The following is a 21,813-nucleotide window of genomic DNA, read 5'->3' as shown; positions in this document are numbered from 1 at the left end:
AACAGGATGACACCCACACAACAGCATATTACTCGGCTATTACGCCACTACGGCGCGCTCAGCCGTACCCAACTGGGCTTGCAGGACGGCATCTGTGCGCTACGCGAACCTGATGGTCAGGAGGCGGTGGTGTTGGAAGTCCCCGCCAGCAGCGGCGTGCTGCTATTGCACAGCGATGTGATGCGATTTCAGGGGGAGGTCAGCACGGCGGTGTATCAGTTCATGCTGATGCTTAACTTTGAAATGGCGGCGATGAAGGGCTGCTGGCTGGCGCTGGATGAGAACGCGACGCTGCGCTTGTGCACTCAGCACACCGCAGAATCGTTGGATGAACCGAGCTTTACCGCGCTGCTGCCTGCCTTTATCAGTCAGGCCAAAGAGACCCGACTACTGATTCGCGGTTTATTGCCACGATTTATGGCGGCGTAGCGCGGTTGAGCCACGTCACGCTATTGATCGATGGCAATAAAGGCCAGCATCGTTTCGCTGCCGTCCAGAATATCGGATTGGATGGCCTGTCGAGCGGCGCTGGCATTGTGCTGCTGTAGCGCCACGAAGACCTCTTCGTGATGTTCAATCGCCATCTGCACGGAAAAATGCGCATAGGCCTGCGCAATCAGCGGGCCGGTGCGCATCCACAGGCTACCGATAAACTGCGTCAACAGCGGCATACGTGCCGCCTGCGCCAGAAACAGGTGAAATTCGCTATTTAACCGCAGCGCTTCGCGTAGATTTTTCTCGTCAATCGCCAGACGATTCTGGCGAATATTCTCTTCAATCTGCTCCAGCATCTTTGGCGTAATGTGCGCGGCAGCCTGCTCGGCTCCCGTGCCTTCCAGCGCCAGCCGCAGTGTGCGGATCTCTATAAACTGGGCTTCGGTCAATTGAGGGACGCGGATATCGCGCGGCGTTTTGAGCACCAGTGCCTGTTCTTTCGCCAGTTGCAGGATCGCATCTCGCACCGGCGTGACGCTGGTACCAACCTGTGCGGCGAGTTCCCGTATTCTCAGGCGATCGTCTGGTTTGAGTTGGCCGGTAATTAACGCCTCACGCAGCATGGTATAAACGCTGGAACCCAGATAGCTGTGATTGATCTGCCCAATTGGATAATTCACTGTTCCCCCAGAGAGAAGCGCTGCGCAACGTGATGAGATAAATATGAGTTAGCGCCGCAACGACCCGCGGCGATGAGGCGTTAATATACAATATGATGCATCAACGAGGCTATGGGGTGAGATATCGCACGGGTGAAGAATCGACAAGAAAAGGTCATGAAGTACGCAGTATTGTGTGATGAGGCGTAACCAATCTAAAATTATTGGTTAAGGAAATATTTTATCGCGACTTAACGCAAACCGATTGTCATAAAATTATATATTACCTGACATATTGAGCTTGGTAATTAACGGTTCTACTATGCCGAAAAAATTATTCTCATCAGGGATGAAGCCATGCGTGGTTTTTTCAGGCTGTTCGTTATCGTGCCTGCGCTATTTTCTTATACCGTATTTTCCGCGCCGCTTAATCCGGCAGACAGAAATGACATTCAGCAGCGGCAGGCCGAGGTAATTGACCAATCCCGGCAGCAGCGCGATGCTTTATTACAGTTAAATCAACCGCAAACGACGACAAATCCAACTGGCGGAAGCGATGCCGGGCACTGCTTTTTCATTAAAGATATTAATTATCACAATAGCTCCCTGCTGCGTGAAAAAGATAAAAATAGGTTAAATAAAGATTATATTAATCGTTGTCTTAATGTTAACGATATAAATCAGTTGATTCATGACGTCAGTAATTGGTATATCGAGCGGGGTTATATCACCAGCCGAGCCTTTATTGCTGAACAAGATCTTTCTGGTGGCGTATTACAGATCGATATTCTGGAAGGTCGTCTCGAATCTATTAATCTTAATAACCAATCGACGTGGGCATTAAAACAGGTTTTCCCAGGGCTGGAAGGCAACATTCTCAATCTGCGGGATATCGAGCAGGGTATGGAACAGCTCAACCGCATGCCGACGCAGCAGGTGAGCATCGAAATTCAGCCCGGCAGCCAGCCCGGCTATTCCATCGTCAACCTTACCAATAAGAAACAAATTCCGCTGACGGCAAACATCGGTTTTGATAATAGCGGGCAGAAAAGCACCGGAGAGCGGCAGCTAAGCGGCGGTCTGTGGGCGGATAACGTGCTGGGGCTAGCCGACCAGTGGTTTGTTAACGGCGGGCACAGCAGCGAGTTTCGCGATAGCCGCAATGTCGAAAGCCTGCAGGCGGGCGTGTCGTTGCCCTATGGTTACTGGACGCTCAGCTACGACTACTCCCAAAGCCGTTATCGCAACGATTTCATCAACCGGGATTTTCTCTGGCATTCAACCGGCGACAGCCAGACGCACCGCGCCACGCTGTCACGCGTGGTGTTTCGCAACGGCGACATGAAAACCAGCCTCTCGGCGGGTCTGTCGCACCGTATCGGAAAGAACTACCTGAACGATGTCCTGCTGCAATCCAGCAGCCGTAAACTCAGCAGCGCGATTATCGGCATCAACCACAGTCAGAAGCTGTGGGGCGGGCTGGCGACGCTCAACCCTGCATACAGCCGGGGAACGCGCTGGTTCGGCGCTGAAAGCGATGAAGGGAAATCTGATGATGCGCTGCGCGCCGAATTTAACAAGGTGACGTTGGCGGCCAGTTATTACTACCCGATTGCTGACAACCTTCATTACCTCACCAACTTCTACGGCCAGTATTCACCGCAGCGCCTGTATGGCAGCGAGCAGGTCACGCTGGGCGGGGAAACCTCCGTTCGCGGTTTCAAAGAGCAGTATCTTTCAGGCAATCGCGGTGGTTACTGGCGCAACGAACTCAACTGGCGAGCGGCGCAACTGCCGCTGCTGGGCAGCGTCACTCTGACGGCAGCGGTGGACGGCGGGCATCTCTTCTCACATCAGGCCGACAGCGAATCGGCGGGTACGCTGTGGGGCGCGGCGGTAGGCGCGGGTGTCGCGAATCAATATCTATCACAACAAATCACGGTTGGCTGGCCGTTGGCACATCCCAACTGGCTAAAACAGGATAGTGCCGTGGTGTATTACCGCGTTGGGCTGTCTTTTTAGTTTTTAATTTTTCGTTGTTAATTATTAAGACCGGGGATCAGGGATGAAACCAGTAAAAACCACACAACGCCTGCTGGCGTATACGTTGATCCATTTGATTGCGTTTCAGCCGCTGCTGCCGGCGATGGCGGCGGGCGTGCAGGTCGCTACGGGCAATACCGCGCTGGATCAGGCCGGCAACGGCGTCCCGGTCATCAATATCGCCACGCCAAACAGCGCGGGGATCTCCCACAATCAGTACCAGGATTTTAACGTCGACAAGCCGGGTCTGATCCTGAATAACGGCACGGCGCAGCTCAATCCGACTCAGCTCGGCGGGCTGATCCAGAACAACCCCAACCTGAAAGGCAAGGCTGCCGACGCCATTATCAACGAAGTGGTGTCCACCAATCGCAGTACGCTGGCGGGCTACCTGGAAGTGGGCGGCAAGCAGGCCAGCGTGATTGTTGCCAATCCGAACGGCATTACCTGCGACGGCTGCGGCTTTATCAATACCCCGCAGGTGACGCTGACCACCGGTAAACCGCAGTTGGATGCGCAGGGGAATCTGCAGCATATCGACGTGAAGCGCGGCGATATCACGCTGACCGGGCAGGGGCTGGATGCGAGCAAGAGTGACTACCTCAGCCTGATAGCCCGCACCGCGCAGATTGATGCCGGGCTGAATGCCAACGATACCCGGATTGTGCTGGGGGCCAATCAGGTCGATGCGACGGGCAAGGTGACGGCGCAGGCGGCGGACGGCGGCGTGGCTGGCAGTAATGTAAAAGTCGCGCTGGATACGGGCGCGCTGGGCGGCATGTACACCAATCGCATCAAGCTGGTTTCCAGCGATAAGGGCGTGGGCGTTAACCTCGGTAATCTGAGCGCGCGCAGCGGCGATATCACGCTGTCGGCCAACGGTAAACTCAGCCTCGGCGATGCGGTGGCGCAGGGCAGCATTCAGGCCGACGCGGAGGCGCTGGCGCTGCGGGGCAAGCAACAGGCGGGTGACGCGCTAACGCTGAACGCCCGACAGGACATCACGCTGCAGGACGCGACGCTGCGGGCCGGACAACACATCGAACTGACATCGGGTGGCGGACTGCAGGCGCAAAACAGCGTCATCAGTGCCGGCGTCGATGCGCAGGGCACGGTCAACTCCGCTCATCAACTCGTTCTTAAAGGTGACAATGTCACGATTAATGCTACCCAGCTTGCCGCCGGCAAGGTGACGGTCGAGGCGGGGCGCTCGCTGCAGCAGGATGCGCAAAGCGGCATCAAAGCGGAGTCGGTGCTTGAGATGCGCGGCGACACGGTGTCGCTGGCGGGGAGTACGGGCGCTGAGGATGTACGACTCGAGGCGAAAACGCTTAACGGTGCCGGCAGCGCGCTGCTTCAGGCGAAGAACAACGCCACGGTGCGCGTGACGCAGCAGGGCGACTGGCAGGGAAATCTGACGGCCGGTCATGCGCTGAGCGTTGACGGCGGACATCTGGTACAGCGCGGCACGCTAGCGGGGAAAACCCTCGCGCTGACGCTGGACTCGCTGGATAACCAGGGCGATATCGCCGCGCTGCAGGCACTGACGTTCAGCGGCAACACGTTGACGAACCGCAGCACGCTGGCCGCCGCCGAGCGGTTGACAGTTAACGCGCAGCGTCTGGACAACACCGGATTACTCAGCGCCCGGCACGAGGTAAAACTTGAACTGCAGGAGGTGCTGAACAATCAGGGCAACATCCTGACCGATAATCAGCTGTTTTTGCTGGCCGACAGCATCACCAATGGCGGCACACTGCAGGCCGCGACGCTGACCGCACAGGCTGACCAGCTTAGTAATCAAGGCGAGGTCACCGCTAACGCCCTCGACCTGACCAGCCAGACGACCGAAAACCACGGCACGCTCAACGTACAGCAGATGCTGGCGCTGCACGGCGGCAGTCTGGTGAATCACGGCACCCTGAGTGCAGGTGAAAAACTGGCGCTGACGCTGGGCGACGCGCTGGATAACCGCGGCCTGATGCAGGCTGGCAACATCCTGCAAATAACCGCCGACCGCCTCAGCAATGACGGTACGCTCACCGCCCCGGCATTACAGTTGCACACCGGCACGCTTGCTAATCAGGGCACGCTGCAGGCTGACAAGGCGCTGCAGCTTGACGCCACACGCTCACTGACGCAGTCCGCTCACGGCACGCTGCTAGCGGGCACCGACCTGACGGTGAACGCCGCACAGGCAGAGACCGATGGCGCGATTCAGGCGCAGCAGTTCCTGCTGAATGCCGAGCGCTGGCTCAACGTGGGCAAGACCAGTATTACCGGCGACGGACAGATTACGGCGACCCAACTGGACAACCGCGGCAGCCTGCTGGCCACCGGAAACTGGACGATGAACAGCAATACCGCCAGCCAGGCCGGGGTGTTGCAGGGCACTGTGCTGAATATTGAGGCCACTACTCTTACGAGCAGCGGGCAGGCACAGGCGCGGGGCGCGGTGAACCTGACCGTCGCCGATACCTTTACCAATAGCGGTGACTGGCTCAGCGCAGAGTCGCTGCACCTTCAGGCGGCGCAGACCGACAACCGAGGCACGTTGCAGGCGTTAACCCTCACCGCAGACGGTACGTCTCTCGACAACCGTGGCACGATGAGCGGTATCAATAATCTGTCGCTCTTCTTAACTGGCAATCTGGATAACAACGGCACGCTACAGGGTAACCAGCTGCGTGTGGACGCGGCACAGCTCGATAATCGGGGCTCACTTCACGGCACGGATGCGCTGACCCTGGCGATAGCCGATAGTTTGGTGAATGCCGGTACGCTGCAGGGCAACTTGCTCCGCGTGGATGCGGCACGTCTGACCAATCAGGGTACACTTCACGGTACTGATGCGCTGACGCTGGCTATCACTGGCAATCTGGATAACGCCGGTACGCTGCAGGGCAATCAGCTGCGCGTGGATGCGGCACAGCTTGCTAATCAGGGCACGTTGCGCGGCACGGATGCGCTGACATTGGCGATAGCGGGCAACCTCTCCAGTCAGGGCGAACTGCTGAGCGACGGTGACAGCACCACGTCAGCGCAGCGGTTTATCAATCAGGGCACCTTGCAGGCGAAAAACGTCACGCTGCAGGTGGATGAACTGGATAACGCGGGGAAAATCCTCGGTGTGTCCTCGCTGGCGCTGGCGGCCACCCGCGCGCTTACCAACCAGCAAGCAGGAAAACTGCTGTCTCAGGGCATCGCGACGTTAACGGCGGCAGAGGCCATCAATGCCGGAGAGTGGCAGGCGAAAGCTCTGACGCTGGCGGCAGAGGATCTGACCAATGACGGCCAGATTCAGGGCGATGAGGCTTTGTCCCTGGCGCTGCCCGCTACTGACGGCAAGGGCACCTTCGTTAACCGTGGCACCGTGACGACAGGCGGAGATGCCACGTTGTTCGCGCGCCTGATGGATAACCAGGGCACGCTGTCCAGTCTGGGGCGCACTGAACTGACTGGTGCGTCGCTGATTAACGACGGGCGAGTGGTCGCGGCGACAGGATTGTCGCTGCGGGGCGACTATCAGGGCCGCGGCCTGCTGAATACGGCGGGCACACTGACGCTGCACGGCGACACGCTGGCGAATCAGGGGCACTGGGAAAGCCGGGCGCTGTCCCTGCAAGGGAAGGACGTGACCAATCAGGGCACGGTGCTGGGGAACTCCGTCACTATGTCCGCCGATCGTCTGGTTAACCACGGTGACTTCACCGCTGTTGATACGCTGACGCTGTCGCTCGGCGACCGCCTGCACAATACCGGCGCGTTGCGCAGTCGCGCGCTGGGTGTTACGGCAACCGACCTCAATAACCGTGGTGACATTGTCGGGACGGACTCGCTGCAGCTCACGCTCGCCGGTCAGTTGGATAACGCAGGGATAATCAGTGCAAACAACACACTGGCGGTGACGGCAGACGCCGTCACCCAGCGCGAGAATGGCACGCTGGAAGGAAAAACCGTCACGCTGGACGCCGCTTCACTGGTCAATCAGGGCAAGATACTGGGTGTGGACGCGCTGACATTGTCGATTGCCGGTAACCTGTCCAATGACGGCAGCCTGCTGACCCAGAAAGCTGGAGTGGTAACCGCTCAGCAGGTGGACAATAGCGGATTGATACAGGCCGCGACCCTCTTGCTTGACGCGGATGAGGTCACCAATGCCGGGCAACTGCTGGGGATTGACGCGCTGTCGATAACCGCACAACGCGGGCTGACCAACCAACAAACCGGCAAACTGCTGACGCAGGGCGCGGCGGTGTTACAGGCCGCGCAGGCGGAGAATCACGGCGAGTGGCGGGCGGAGCGCCTGACGCTGCAGGCTACAAACTTCACCAACGCGGGACGGGTGCAGGCCGCAGGGGACATGGACATCGCGGTAGTACCCGCGAGTGCTCCTTCTCAGCGTTCATTCCTGCCGATGGCGCTATCACTGGCGGCAGATATCCAGCAACTCAACGCGTCATCTTCACGTCAGAGCGGTGGAGCAACAGACGGTGTGCTGGACAACCGCGGCACGCTGGTGTCCGGTGGCGACACGCAGCTGCGCGCCACGCAGATAGCTAATCAGGGCTCCCTCGCCAGCAACGGCACGGCAACCCTTATCGGTGAGACGGTGGAGAATGCCGGAGATATCGTGGCCGTCACCGGGCTGTCACTGGCGGGCAATTATCAGGGCCGCGGGTCGCTGCAGACTGACGGACTGCTGGACTGGTCCGGCACCACGCTCACCAACCGCGGGCGCTGGCAGGCGAACGCTATCCAACTGCAGGGACAGGCGCTGGACAATCAGGGCACGCTGCTGGGGCAGCGCACCGACATCATGGCCGCTAGCCTGTTTAACGGCGGCGAGATTGCTGGGGTTAACGCGCTGCAGCTGACTGTTGCCGATAGCCTGACCAATCAGGGGCAGCTTTATGGCGCGACGCTGGGGCTGTCGGCGACCGACCTGTTCAATCAGGGCGAGCTCGCCGGTGACGCGCTGCACCTGACGCTGCAGGAGACGGCGCGCAATAGCGGCTTGATTAGCGGCAGCCAGCGGGTAGTGCTTGAGGCGAATCAGATCGAACAGCAGGGTTCACTGGAAAGCCGCCAGCTGCAGGTGCAGGCGGATGCGCTCGACAATCAGGGCACGATGCTGGGTGTCGATGCGCTGACGCTGGCGATTAACACCACGGCGCGCAACAGCGGAAAATGGCTGAGTCAGGGCGACAGCATGCTGACCGCCCGCCAGTTGGACAACCGCGGCCAGTGGCAGGCGAAGACGCTGACGCTGACGGCGGATGAGGTCGAGAATGCCGGCCAACTGCTGGGGCTGTCGGCACTGACTCTGACGGCGAAAAACATGCTGACCAATGCGCAAACCGGCACGCTGCTCACGCAGGGCCTGGCGGTATTGCACGCGGCTACTGCCGAGAACGACGGTGAATGGCAGGCGGACAGCCTGACGCTGGACGCACAGCAGCTGACCAACACCGGTCACATTCAGGGTGATGCAGCGCTGACGATGACGCTGGCGAATGGTGACCTGAACAATCAGGGGACGCTGTGGAGCAAGCTCGCCACTGTTACTGCCCGGTCGCTGACCAACGCGGGTGATATTACCGGCGTTGACGGTCTGCAACTGACGCTGGATGACGCGTTAACCAATCAGGGCGCGTTGAGCAGCTATCTGCTGACCACGCAGGCCGACAGGCTGGACAACCACGGGAAAATTAACGGCCTCGACCAACTGGACATGACAGTCAACGAGAGCCTCGACAATACCGGCACGCTGTACGGAGCGGCGCTGACGCTGAACGCCAGCGACCTGACCAACAGCGGCACGATCACCGGCGTCGACAGCCTGAATCTACATCTGAACGGGGCGCTGAATAATACGCGTGACCTCAGCAGTAATGCGCTGGCGCTCAGGGCCAATGACGTCGTCAACCACGGTACCCTGACGGGTGTGAACGGGCTGACGCTGCAGCTTGGCAATCATCTGGATAATCAGGGCGCGCTGAACAGCCAGGCGCTCACCATTGCGGCCCGCGACGTGACCAACGGCGGACAGCTGAACGGCACGCGCGACCTGCAGTTAACGCTGGACGGTACCCTGACCAACACCGGCGATCTCACCGGCCAGCGCACCGATATCACTGCGAAGGACGTGCTGAACCACGGACAGATGCGGGGTTCCGATGACCTGCAACTGAATCTGCGCAACACACTGGAGAATCGCGGGCTTATCAGCGGCAACACCAAGTTAGGTATCGTTGCGAACCATATCGACCAGCAGGGCACGCTGGAAGCGCGGGCGCTGACAGTGGACGCGCAGACGCTGGATAATCACGGCAAGATGCTGGGCGTGGATGCACTGACGCTGGCGATTGCGGGGACGGCCCGCAATCAGGGCAACTGGCTGAGTCAGGGCAGCAGCACGCTGACGGCGGATCAGGTTGACAATCAGGGGCAGTGGCAGGCGGGCGATATCACACTGCAGGCCAATGATTTGAGCAATAGCGGGCAGATTTTTGGTCTCAACGCCCTGTCGCTGACCGCCGCCAACGGCCTGACGAATCAGCAAAACGGAAAACTCCTGTCGCAGGGGATGGCTGTGTTACGTGCGGCGAGCGTGATAAATGACGGCGACGCGCAGGCAGACCGCCTGACGTTTGAGGCGCAGCAACTGACCAACCGCGGACGGATGCAGGGGGACCACGGGTTAGCCATCGCGCTGGACCGAGCCAACCCCGCCAGCCTGCTCACTAATCAGGGTACGCTGCTCTCCGGCGGCGACAGCTGGCTGAGCGCCAGCCGGCTCGATAATCAGGGCACCGTGTCCGGCGTGGGTAAGCTGACGCTCGACAGCGGTGCGATAAACAATACGGGCACTGTTATCGCCGACGGGGCGCTGACGCTTGACGGCGACTATCAGGGCACCGGCCTGCTGCATACTGCCGACACCCTGACGCTGCGCGGCAATCAGCTGCGCAATGACGGGCGCTGGGAAAGCCGGGCGCTGGCGCTGAACGGCGGCGCGTTCAACAACACCGGCACGGTTATCGGTGAGCGCGGTATCACGCTAGAGCTGCGGGATGGCCTGACGGTCGGCGGTACCGGCCAACTGCTGACCAACGGTGCCCTGCAGGCGCAGGCGGGCACGGTCATAAACGACGGGCTCTGGCAGGGCAACACGCTGGCGCTGATGGCGGATGAGGTCGGGAATGCTGGCCAACTGCTGGGTCTGTCGACGCTGTCGCTGACGGCGAAAAATAAATTGACCAATGCGCAAACCGGCTCGCTGCTCACGCAGGGCCAGGCGGTGCTGAACGCGGCCGAGGCGAGTAACGAGGGCGAATGGCAGGCGGACCGCCTGACGCTGGACGCACAAAACCTGAACAACCGCGGGCATATTCAGGGTGATACATCGCTGAAGGCGACGCTGGTAAACGGCGAATTACACAATCAGGGGACGCTGTGGAGCAAGCTCGCCACTGTTGCTGCCCGGTCGCTGACCAACGCGGGTGAGATTACCGGCGTCGACGGTCTTCAACTGACGCTGGATGACGCCTTAATCAATCAGGGCATGTTGAGCGGCTATCAACTCACCGCACAGGCCGACAAGCTGGACAACCGCGGAAAAATCAACGGCCTTGACCGCCTTGAACTGACGGTGAGTGACAGTCTCACCAATCGCGGCACGCTGTACGGGGCGGCGCTGACGCTGAACGCGAATGACCTGACCAACAGCGGTGCGATCACCGGCGTCGACAGCCTGACTCTACATCTGAATGGGACGCTGAATAATACCCGCGATGTCAGCAGTAATGCGCTGACGCTCAGGGCCAATGACGTATTCAACCACGGCACCCTGACGGGCGTGAACGGGCTGACGCTGCAGCTTGGCAATCATCTGGATAATCAGGGAACGCTGAACAGCCAGGCATTCACCATTGCCGCCCGCGACGTGACCAACGGCGGACAGCTGAACGGCACGCGTGACCTGCAGTTAACGCTGGACGGCACCCTGACTAACACCGGTGACCTCACCGGCCAGCGGACAGGTATCACCGCGGTGGACGTGCTGAACCACGGGCAGATACTGGGCTCGGACGATCTGCAACTGGATCTGCGTAATACACTGGAGAATCGCGGGCTTATCAGCGGCAGCACCACGTTGGGTATCGTTGCGAACCATATCGACCAGCAGGGTACGCTGGAAGCGCGGGCGCTGACGGTAGACGCCGGGACGCTGGACAATCAGGGCAAGATGCTGGGTGTCGATGCACTGACGCTGGCGATTGCGGGGACGGCCCGCAATCAGGGCCACTGGCTGAGTCAGGGCAGCAGCACGCTGACGGCGGATCAGGTTGACAATCAGGGGCAGTGGCAGGCGGGCGATATCACGCTGCAGGCTGCTGAGCTGACCAACCGTGGACAGATTTTTGGTCTCAACGCCCTGTCATTGACCGCCGCCAACGGCCTGACGAATCAGCAGAATGGGAAACTTCTGTCGCAGGGGATGGCGGTATTGCGTGCGGCGAGCGTGACCAACGACGGTGATGTACAGGCGGACCGCCTGACGTTTGAGGCCCAGCAACTGACCAACCGCGGGCGGATGCAGGGGGACAACGGGTTAGCCATTACGCTGGACCGCACCAACCCCACCAGCCGGTTAACCAATCAGGGCACGCTGCTCTCCGGCGGCGACAGCTGGCTGAGCGCCAGCCTGCTCGACAATCAGGGCACCGTGTCCGGCGTGGGTAAGCTGACGCTCGACAGCGGTGCGATAAACAACGCGGGCACGGTGATGGCCGACGGGGCGCTGACGCTTGACGGCGACTATCAGGGAACCGGCCTGCTGCATACTGCCGATACGCTGACGTTACGCGGCAATCAGCTGCGCAATAGCGGACGCTGGGAAAGCCGGGTGCTGGCGCTGAACGGCGGCTCGTTCAACAACACTGGCACGGTTATCGGTGAGCGCGGTATCACGCTGGCGCTGCGGGATGGCCTGACGGTCGGCAGCACCGGCCAGCTGCTGACCAACGGGGCCCTGCAGGCGCAGGCGGGCACGGTTGCGAACGACGGGCTCTGGCAGGGCAATACGCTGGCGCTGACGGCGAACGACCTGACGAACGGCGGGACGCTGCTCGGGCAGGATAACCTTCGCCTCGATTTAGTGGGTATCTATCAGGGGAATGCACAGTCTCGCCTGCTGAGCGACGCCGAGGCCATCATCACGGCCGACCGCCTGACGCAAATCGGTGAGATAGCCGCGGGCACGCTGAACCTGACCACCCATGCGCTGGATAACGGCGGACGCATACTGGGCAGTCACGGCCTGACGGTGGCTAACCGTGACGAACTGATTAACCGCGCTGGGGCGGAACTGCTGACCAACGGCGAAGGCCGCCTCGACAGCGGCACGCTGCGCAATGCCGGTACGCTACAGGCCAACGACCTGCAACTGCGCGCAGGGGATATCGATAATCAGGGCCGCATTCAGGGCACCGACGCGTTGCGCCTGCTCGACGTGCTGCGCTATGTCGGCAATAAAAGCAGCCAGCTGCTTAGCAAAGGTACGGCCACGCTCCAGGCTAAACAGGCGGACAACGCCGGGTTATGGCAGGCGGGCACGCTGACGCTGAACGGTGATACGTTCAGCAATAGCGGCACTGTCGCGGGGCTGAACAGCCTGTCGCTCAATGGCGACCAGTTACGTAATCAGGGTGAGCTGTTCTCGCAAGGCGCGGTGACATTGTTCGGTAAGACGCTGGAGAACAGCGGCACGCTGACGGGTGTCGGCGGCTTTACGCTGGATCTCACCGACCGTGTCGATAACCTGGCCTCGGGGCGCTTGCTCAGCGGTGGCACGGGCGAACTGACGACCGGCGTGCTGAGCAATCAGGGGCTGTGGCAGTCGGACGCGTTACGGCTGACCGCCCGTGACCTGGAACAGCAGGGCAATCTGCTGGGCGTGCAGCGCGGGACGCTGCAACTGAGCGGCGCCTATCGGGGCGCGCAGGGCAGCCAGCTGGTCAGCGGCGGCGACCTTAGCCTGACAGCGCATGACATCACCAACCGCGGGCAGATACAGGGCAGCACGCTGACGCTGGGTGCGGAGGCGCTCACTAATCACGGCACCCTGCGCGGCGACCGTGCGCTTAATGCTATCGTTGTCGGCCAGTTCAGTAATGCGCCGCAGGCGCGTTTAAGCAGCGACGGCACGCTGAACGTGCAGGCCGCGGCGCTGGACAATCAGGGCGACATCAAGGCCACCACCACCACGCTGACGGGCAATACCATCACCAACGGCGGCACGGTACAGGGCATCACCGCGCTGCAACTGGATGGAAAAGATAAGATTATCAACCAGCAAGGTGGGCAGTTGCTGTCTGACGGCACCACCACGCTGAACGCAGCGGCAGTGGACAACCACGGTTGGCTGCAGGGGCGCGGACTGGTGCTCAACACCGCGCAGTTGACCCAGCAGGGCAGCCTGATGGCGCAGGACAAACTGACGCTAAAAATCCCGCAGTGGGTGAATAACGGGCTGGTGCAGGCCGGCGAACTGGAGATTATTGCCGATGAACTGGACAACCACGGCACGCTGCTGGGCCTGACACAGCTGGCGCTGCAGACGCAGCGTCTCATTAACCGTCAGGGCGCGAAGCTTTACAGCGCGCAGGACCTGCGCCTGAAAACCCATGAACTGCAGCAGGACGGGCAACTGGTGGCGCTGGGCAACCTGAGTGCCGAACTCACCGGGCCGCTGATCTTTACGCAAGCTATGGCCGCCGGACAGCAGCTGACGTTAAACGTGGCGGGTGACCTCGATCAGCGCGGCACCCTACAGGGGAAATCTGTCCAACTGACCAGTACTGGCACGCTGACGAATCAGGGCAACATTCTAGCGGGCGGCGGGGAGTCACGCGTCAGTGCAAAAGACATCGTGCAACTGGAAGCAGGCAGCATTCAGGCGGGCGGCAACCTGATGCTGGTGAGCGATAACACGCTGAATAACCAAGGACTGATTGGCACCACCGGTGACCTGCTGGTGCAGGCGGGGAGCGTCTTGCATAACAGCAGCATGCTCTACGCGGGCGGCAATATGCGCCTGCTGTCGGATTCCCTGACCAACGTGTTCGGCACCATTCTGGCGGGCAATAATCTGTGGGTGCAGCGCGATGCGCAGGGCAACGCCAGCACCTCGCTGCTCAACAGCTCCGGCACCATTGAAACCCAGTCCGGCGATATCACCATTAACACCGGCACGCTGACTAATCAGCGTGAGGGGCTTGTGGTGACGGAAGGAGAATCGACGGCGGAATCTGTGCCAGACTGGGTGGGTAAAACGATGGTATATATTCCGATTGAGTGGTTTAAAGAGGGAGATTATGGGATTCTTGAAGATGGTATAGGATTGGAGAGCGGGCGGCCTGGTGAGTATTGGTGGATGTATGCGGCGTATGAAAAATCTGAATTTATAAAAGTAGCATTAGAGACTAGCAGTACTAAAGTAATTGCTGGTGGGAAAGTAGGTACAATGAATTCAGGTGGGTCTTTCTATTCGTACTCTGCCTTCTTACTTAACAATGCCTCTCAAATTACTGCGATTAAAGATATTATATTAAAAGGGCGTGATTTTGAAAATCGATCATATCAAGAGGGTTATGTAAAAAAATACCTGACATATAAATATTTAGGAGGTGCTAATTTCTTTGCTAATAATGATAAAGATGCAATATATAAATTTAATGATAGTAGATATGGACGAAGGGAGGAAAGAGAAAAACGGTTCAATAATGATTTACAGTATTCACTGTATGAAACCTCCCCAACCTACGAAAAAACCGAGGGTGAAAGCTATAACGCGTTAATTCAGGCGGGCGGCACCATTACCGCCGATTTCAAACAAGATATCAGCAACACTACTCTGCAGCCGGGCAGCGGTGGCTTTATGCCAGCTTCCACCAAACCGGTGCTGGATGCCATCACCACGCTGTCACCCTTACAGAAGCAGACCACGCGCCAGCTGGCCAGTCAGGACTCGTCGTTTAACGCGGGTGCGGTAGACGTCACCCAGGCAGGGAGCGGACAGGCTGCGCTGTCAGGTAATGCCGCAGGCGTGAATGCGACGGGTAAAACCGTGACGTTGACACAGCAGGCGAGTACCGCGCTGCAAGCGGGCGCACAGGCGGAGAACATCACAACGGCGATCGCGGCGCCGAATACCACCGGGCCGCTGACGCTCACCACCGGTGACGCGGTGGTGTTACAGCCTTCGATTTCCGGTCACGTGAACAATCCCAATGCGGTCACACTTACGCAGCAGGCGAGTACCGCGCTGCAAGCGGGCGCACAGGCGGAGAACATCACGGCGGTCATCGCGGCGCCGAATACTACCGGGCCGCTGACGCTCAACACCGGCGACGCAGTGGTGTTGCAACCTTCTACTTCTGTTCACGTCAACAACCCCGATGCGGTCGCACTGACGTCGACAGGTCAGCGGCCCGATGGCGGCAAGAGCCTGACGCCGGTGAGCGTGGACAATACCGCAACGGGCGTCACGATAGCGGGCACGGTAGGTAGCCCCGCCACACTGACTACACCGGGCATGGCCGCGATTGACGCACCGAAGCAGGCGGTCAGTGTAGACACCCCGTCGGGCGGAACTTCGCCTTCTGCGCCACAGCCTCTCTCTGCCGCCGCGCTGCTGAGCGCCATCGGCAACGGGCTGCAAAATCTGAGTACCAATCCGCTTGCCGATTACCCGCTGCCGACGGGCAATAACGGGCTGCTGGTTGTCGATCCGAATGCCGACAGTCGTTACCTGATCCACACTAACCCGAAACTGGAACAGCTGGGGCAGGTGGATAACGCGCTGTTCAGCGATCTGCAGACGCTGCTGGGGCAACAGCCGTCAACGGTGGTGCCGGTCGAAACGAGCTCACAGTGGACGCAGGCCGACCGGGTACTGGGCTCGTCCTATCTGCTGGATAAGCTGAATTTGGATGCGGATCATGATTACCGCTTCCTCGGGGATGCGGAGTTTGATACCCGCTACATCAGCCAGGCGGTGCTGAAACAGAGCGGGCAACGTCACCTGAACGGCACCGGTTCCGATCTGGCACAGATGCAAATGCTGCTGGATAACGCTGCGGCAGCGCAGAAAGGCATGAACCTGCAGCTGGGCGTCAGCCTGACGCCGGATCAGGTCGCGAACCTCAGCCAGAGTTTGGTCTGGTGGGAAAATATCGAGGTCAACGGGCAGACCGTGCTGGCACCGAAGCTGTATCTGGCGCAGGCGGATAAAAGCAACCTGCAGGGCAGCGCGATTGTCGCGAATAAAGTCGAGCTGAACGCGGGCGGCAACGTCACCAACAGCGGCACGCTCAAGGCGGTTGAAGTGCTGGCAATCGCCAGCGGCGACAGGATTGATAACCACGAGGGCGGTCTGATTAAGTCAGACGGCGGCCTGAATCTGGTGGCGCTGAATAACATCACCAACAGCGGCAGCCGGATGGAGGGCAACACGCTGCAGCTCGCCAGCATTAACGGCGATATCATCAACCGGACGGAAAGCCGCAACTTCCAGACCGCGCAGCCGACGGCTTCCCACAGCGGTACGGGCTCGCTCACGTTCACCGAACTGGGTAAAACCGCCGAAATCGTCGCGGGCAACAGCCTGACGCTCAGCGCGGGCAAGGATATCCGCAACGTGGCGGCTACGCTCAACGCCGGACAGGACATGGCGTTGAACGCCAAAGGTAATGTGGCGATTGAGGCGCTGACGCTGACCAACAACCGTGTAGATATCGGGTGGCGCAGCAGCAACACCGCGCTGAACACGGGCGTGCAGGGCAGCACCGTCAATGCGGGCGGCGCACTGAGCGCGGTGGCGGGTCAGGATATTCAGATTGACGCCAGCTCGCTTTCCGGCGGCACGGCGCTGACGCTGGCGGCGGGCAATGACATCCGCCTGACGTCGCAGGACACGCTGAAAGAGACGTTGTATCAGGGCGGCAGCACCGCACAGCGCCGCACGCAGGACTTGGCAAACAGCCAGCTCCTGAGCGGGGGCGACCTGAATCTGGTGGCTGGAAGGGATGTGCTGTCCGAAGCGGCCAGCCTGAACGCCAAAGGCAATGCGACACTGGCAGCCGGACGCGATCTCAACCTGCTGTCTCAAGAGGAAGAAACCTACAGCGGCAACTGGTGGAACCGTCACGCCGACTGGCAGCAAAACATCACCCAGCAGAGCACCGAGTTAACGGCGGGCAAAGGCCTGAACCTGCAGGCGGGCAGAGATATCAACCTGCAGGCAGCACAGGGTGTGGCGAGCGGCGCGGTGACGGCACAGGCGGGCAACGACATCAACCTGCTGTCGGCCACCGAAACGCAGCACACGTTCTTTGAAGAGACGAAGGTCAAGAAAAAAGCCTTCTCGAAGACGGTGACGCATACCGTTCGCGATAATTTCCGTAGTGACGAGAAAGAAAGTGTCCTGTCTGGCGATAAGGTTGTGTTGCAGGCCGACCATGACATCAATATGTCGGGATCGGTGTTGTCCGGCGAGCAGCTTGTTGCACTCAGCGCTGGTAATGACATTGATATGGCGGCCAGCGTCGAAACGCAGCGTGTTTATGAAAAACAGACGAAGAAAAAATCCGGGCTGATGAGCGGTGGCGGTTTGGGCTTCACCATCGGGAAACAGTCCAGCAGTGCAGAGTATAACGGTGCGGAAACGCGTCAGAGTGAGTCGCGTAGTGTCGTTGGTGCCGTCGATGGCGATGTCATGATGCAATCAGGGCAACGTATTGCGATTAGCGGCAGTGACATTATTGCCGGCGGCGGAGAGGGACAGCGTGGAAATATCACGATCCGCGCGCAGGAGATCGACATTACCCCCGGCCAGGACACGCGGGATATCACGATCCGTTCTGAAACGAAAAGTAGTGGAATCGGTATCGCCCTGAAAGGCACGCCGTATGACAGCTATCAGAATCTGCGGGATATTGGAAAAACAGAAGGAATAACACAGAAAGCCCGGTTATACATGAGTGAAGCCGCTGCGATGGTGTTCGATGCACCTCAGATTGCGCTCTCGATAGGCCGTAACAGCAGTAAAACAGAGCAACATACGCAGGGGGTTTATCAAACGGGCAGCGCGTTAACCGCCGCCGGGGATATTCAACTTCAGACCACCCTTGCTGAAGGGACGACAAACGTATCCCGCCCCAATGCAGGAAATATTCTGGTATCGGGGAGCTCAATTCAGGCCGGGGGCAACCTGTTACTGGATGCCGTGCGGGATATCAACCTGCAAAGTGCCAGCGACTGGGAAAAAACGACGGAAAACCGTACCCAGAGTGGCTGGTCGTTCAGTGATGCTATTCCGGGGATCGGCTCATCGATTCGTCACCTCAGCGGTGGCCCTAACCATGGTGTCAGTCTGATACCGTTTGCCAGCGAGTCCGTACGTGAAAAGCAGCAGGGCGATACGCTGGCACAAACAGCCAGCACCCTGAGCGGCAAAAACGTGACGCTGAACAGCCAACAACGGGACATTCTTATCACGGGTAGCGCGGTCACGGGTATCAATGCTGTCTCTATTTCGGCTAATAATGGCAATGTCGTTGTTAACCCTGGGCAAAACCATGCACGCAATGAAACCGCTGGCAGCCGTAGCACCATCGGCGATCTAGGCGGCGATGGCTACAGCGGCACGATGGGGTGGCAGTCGAGTCGCTATCGCTCAGTCGATGACGTTAGTCAGCAAAGTGCGATTCGCAGCATTATTCAGAGTGGCAATGGTGATATCGGTATTGCCGCAAAAGAAAAGGTCGTGATTGCGGGAACGGATGTGCAGGCAGGAAAATCCCTGCTCGTGCGCGGCCGTGATATTACGGTCGACCCAGCAGTTGATACTGAGCATCGGTTGCGTGAGCAGCAAAGCAGCCAGTACGGTGTGACGACGGCCTTATCCGGCTACGCCGTAAGTGCCTTACAGGCCGTTGAACGCCTGTCGCAATCGGTCGAGGATAAAAGAGATCCGCGGCTGAGTGCGATCTATGCAGCACAGTCGGCGCTCAGCCTCGCAACACAGACCGTCGCGAACAATATGAATACGGCGGCGATCAAAGTCACGGTGAGTGTAGGCGGGGGCTCCAGCCAGAGTAAACAGCAACAAGATGCGGTGACACGTGAAGGAAGTACCTTATCTGCTAACAGCGATATTCGTCTGGATGCAGAAAAAGATATTACCCTTACGGGTGCGGATATTCGTGGGCGTCACATCGATTTGACCGCGGGTGATTCGCTGACGCTGGTGTCGGCGCAAAGTGAATCGCAGCTTACCGGGAATAGCAGCAGCCAGCATGCCGGTGTGGGTGTCGGTTTCGGGCTGGGCGGACAACAAAACGGCTTTACGATAGAGCTGTCTGCCAGCGGGCAGAAGGGAAAAGAAAACGGTAATAGCCAGACGCATCAACTGACGCACGTGGCTGCCACCGAATCGGTAAACCTCCGCAGTGGTGCTGACACCGTTTTAGCGGGTGCGGTTGTCTCTGGCAAGCATGTGGAAGCCGACGTCGGGGGGGACTTGCTTATCAGCAGCCCGCAGGATACGTCCCGCTATGATAGTAAGACGACCAGCGGGGGGCTGAATGTCAGCATCTGCGTTCCACCGATTTGTGGTGGGCAAACCGTGTCAGCCAGTGGTAATGCCAGCCTGAGCCAACAGATATTGAATAATCGCTATGCCTCAGTACAGGAGCAAAGTGGTATTCAAGCAGGGGAAAACGGCTTTACGATTCTTACCCGTGGTCACACTCAACTGGACGGAGCGATTATTTCCTCTGAAGCAACGGCAGAGAAAAACCGCCTCAGTACAGGAACGTTGGGCTGGCAGGATATTGTCAATGTGTCCCGTTATAGCGGGAGCGGATTTAGCCTCAGTGTGTCAACAGACAGTATGCCGACTGCGGGGTTAGGGTTGGTTAAGGGTTCCGCCACTGGCGTGACATATTCTGCGGTGTCTCCGGCAACGATTGAGATTCGAAATAGCGACGCACAGCAGCAGGATGTTAGCACGCTCAGTCGTGATACCTCCGGTGCCAATGGCAGCGTAAAAGACGGGTTTGATCGGAACAAGATTGAGGACAAACTGACCATTCAGCGAGAAGCGACGGCGCTGGGGGTTCAGGCTCTTGATGCTTATAAGACAAGCAAAAAAGGTGAGGCGGAAGAACAGGCCAGAACTCGTTTGATAGCTGAAGGTGTACCCGCTACGGAACTGGACGCGCGGATACGGACCAGCAATGAAGTGAAGCAGGTCGAAAAAGATTATGGCGTTGGCAGCGCCTTCTGGATGGCGGGATCTGCACTGACTTCACTCGCATCCGGGGGACTGGGCGGGAATCTGAATGGAGCCATCAGTGGTGCGGCAGCACCCTATCTGGCCGCGCTGGTGAAAGATGTCTCTGCGGGTAGCGAACCGGCTCGCATTGCCTTGCATACGGCACTCGGCGCTGTTCTGGCGCACACGCAAGGAGGAAGTGCAGCAGGCGGTGCCGCTGGCGGGTTGGTCTCCGCGGCGGGTGCAGACGTGCTGACCAGTTTGCTCTACCCGGAGGTGAAAAAAGGCGAGCTCTCTGCCGAGCAAAAACAGCTGATCGCCAATCTGGTGACGATCGCAGGCGCTGGTGCGGGAGGCATTGCCGGTGGTAATCTCGCTGGTGCAGGAAGCGGTGCGAATACAGCGAAGAATGAGGTTGAGAATAACTTCCTGAGTAAAGGAAGTCCGCAGGAATACACCGAACGCTATAAAGGATGTGGTGGAGAGGCTAAATGTGAGCAGGACATCCGCAAGGAGATGGCGAAAGAGTCAGCGGAAAATGTCCAGAAACTGAAGTCCTGCTGGGAAGCTGGCGATAGTGCCTGTGTTGAAGCTATCGGCAAGGAAATAGAGCTCAGCGAGAAGGCTTATACTGAATTACGTCAGCAGGATAATATGGCGGGCCGTGCTTACGAGTCTTTAGCGCAGCATTACGCAGATATCATTGCGAACTGTGCAGACTGTGGCTGGCTGGAAGCCGCACTGGCTAAGACTGTTGCGGGTGGGCTGACTGATATAGCGTATGGGGCGCTGGGTGTGGGGAGTTTGCCAAAACCGGGGCAAGCCGGTGGTTCAGCCAGAGATGCAAAATTAAGCCAATCTGAAATAAATGAGATTGTTAATATCCCTAAAGGGCAACGACCTGATCCATCAACATACATGTCAAAAGCTGAAATGGATGCGCATTTGGCTAAGTTTGAGGATGGTGCGGTGAGATTTACCTCAATGAGTGATGTGAAAAAATATGGAACTCTTGGTCCAGATAATGGGTTTGTGATGCCCAAATCTGAATTTGACAAATTGATAAAAGAATCAAGTGGTAATCTCAGGATCATAGAGAAAAGACTGGGGTTGGAATCGGGTTACTTAGGTAATTCAAATACGGGTGCTTTTTATATTAAGAGACAAGATCTTAAGAACTTGAAAATCCCATCAGGGAATGAATCTGGCGCAAATCAGTTTTGGTTGCCAGGAGGAAAGACATCTGGTGGTATTTCTGAGGCTGTAATGGATTTTTCACACAAGCCAAACGCCCTGTTGATTGATTTGAGTAAATATAATGGTGGTAAGTAA

4 protein-coding genes are annotated in these 21,813 nt (G+C 58.5%); 3 read left to right on the top strand and 1 reads right to left on the bottom strand.

The window, feature by feature from the left end:
* Positions 1-6: 6 nt before the first annotated feature.
* Positions 7-429, top strand: a complete 423-nt coding sequence (locus BJJ97_RS16575; RefSeq protein ID WP_095994658.1) for a type III secretion system chaperone — start codon at positions 7-9, stop codon at positions 427-429.
* A 20-nt stretch (positions 430-449) separates the two neighbouring features.
* On the opposite strand, the gene BJJ97_RS16570 is transcribed toward BJJ97_RS16575, so the two are convergent.
* A complete protein-coding gene (locus BJJ97_RS16570) occupies positions 450-1,115 on the bottom strand; it encodes a GntR family transcriptional regulator (protein ID WP_095994657.1) in 666 nt (221 codons plus the stop codon).
* Between the two features lie 336 nt (positions 1,116-1,451).
* Between BJJ97_RS16570 and BJJ97_RS16565 the strand changes: the two genes are divergently transcribed.
* Together BJJ97_RS16565 and BJJ97_RS16560 are read left to right on the top strand one after the other, a co-directional pair.
* Positions 1,452-3,116 (top strand): ShlB/FhaC/HecB family hemolysin secretion/activation protein, encoded by a 1,665-nt coding sequence (locus BJJ97_RS16565; protein ID WP_095994656.1) that lies wholly within the window; start codon positions 1,452-1,454, stop codon positions 3,114-3,116.
* Positions 3,117-3,159: 43 nt separating this feature from the next.
* Complete coding sequence (locus BJJ97_RS16560) at positions 3,160-21,813, top strand: hemagglutinin repeat-containing protein (RefSeq protein ID WP_095994655.1); 18,654 nt, start codon at positions 3,160-3,162, stop codon at positions 21,811-21,813.

Source organism: Pectobacterium polaris (assembly GCF_002307355.1).
Lineage (GTDB): Bacteria > Pseudomonadota > Gammaproteobacteria > Enterobacterales > Enterobacteriaceae > Pectobacterium > Pectobacterium polare.
The sequence above is the reverse complement of the archived record's forward strand: the minus strand, read 5'-3'. Positions and strand labels throughout refer to the sequence as shown.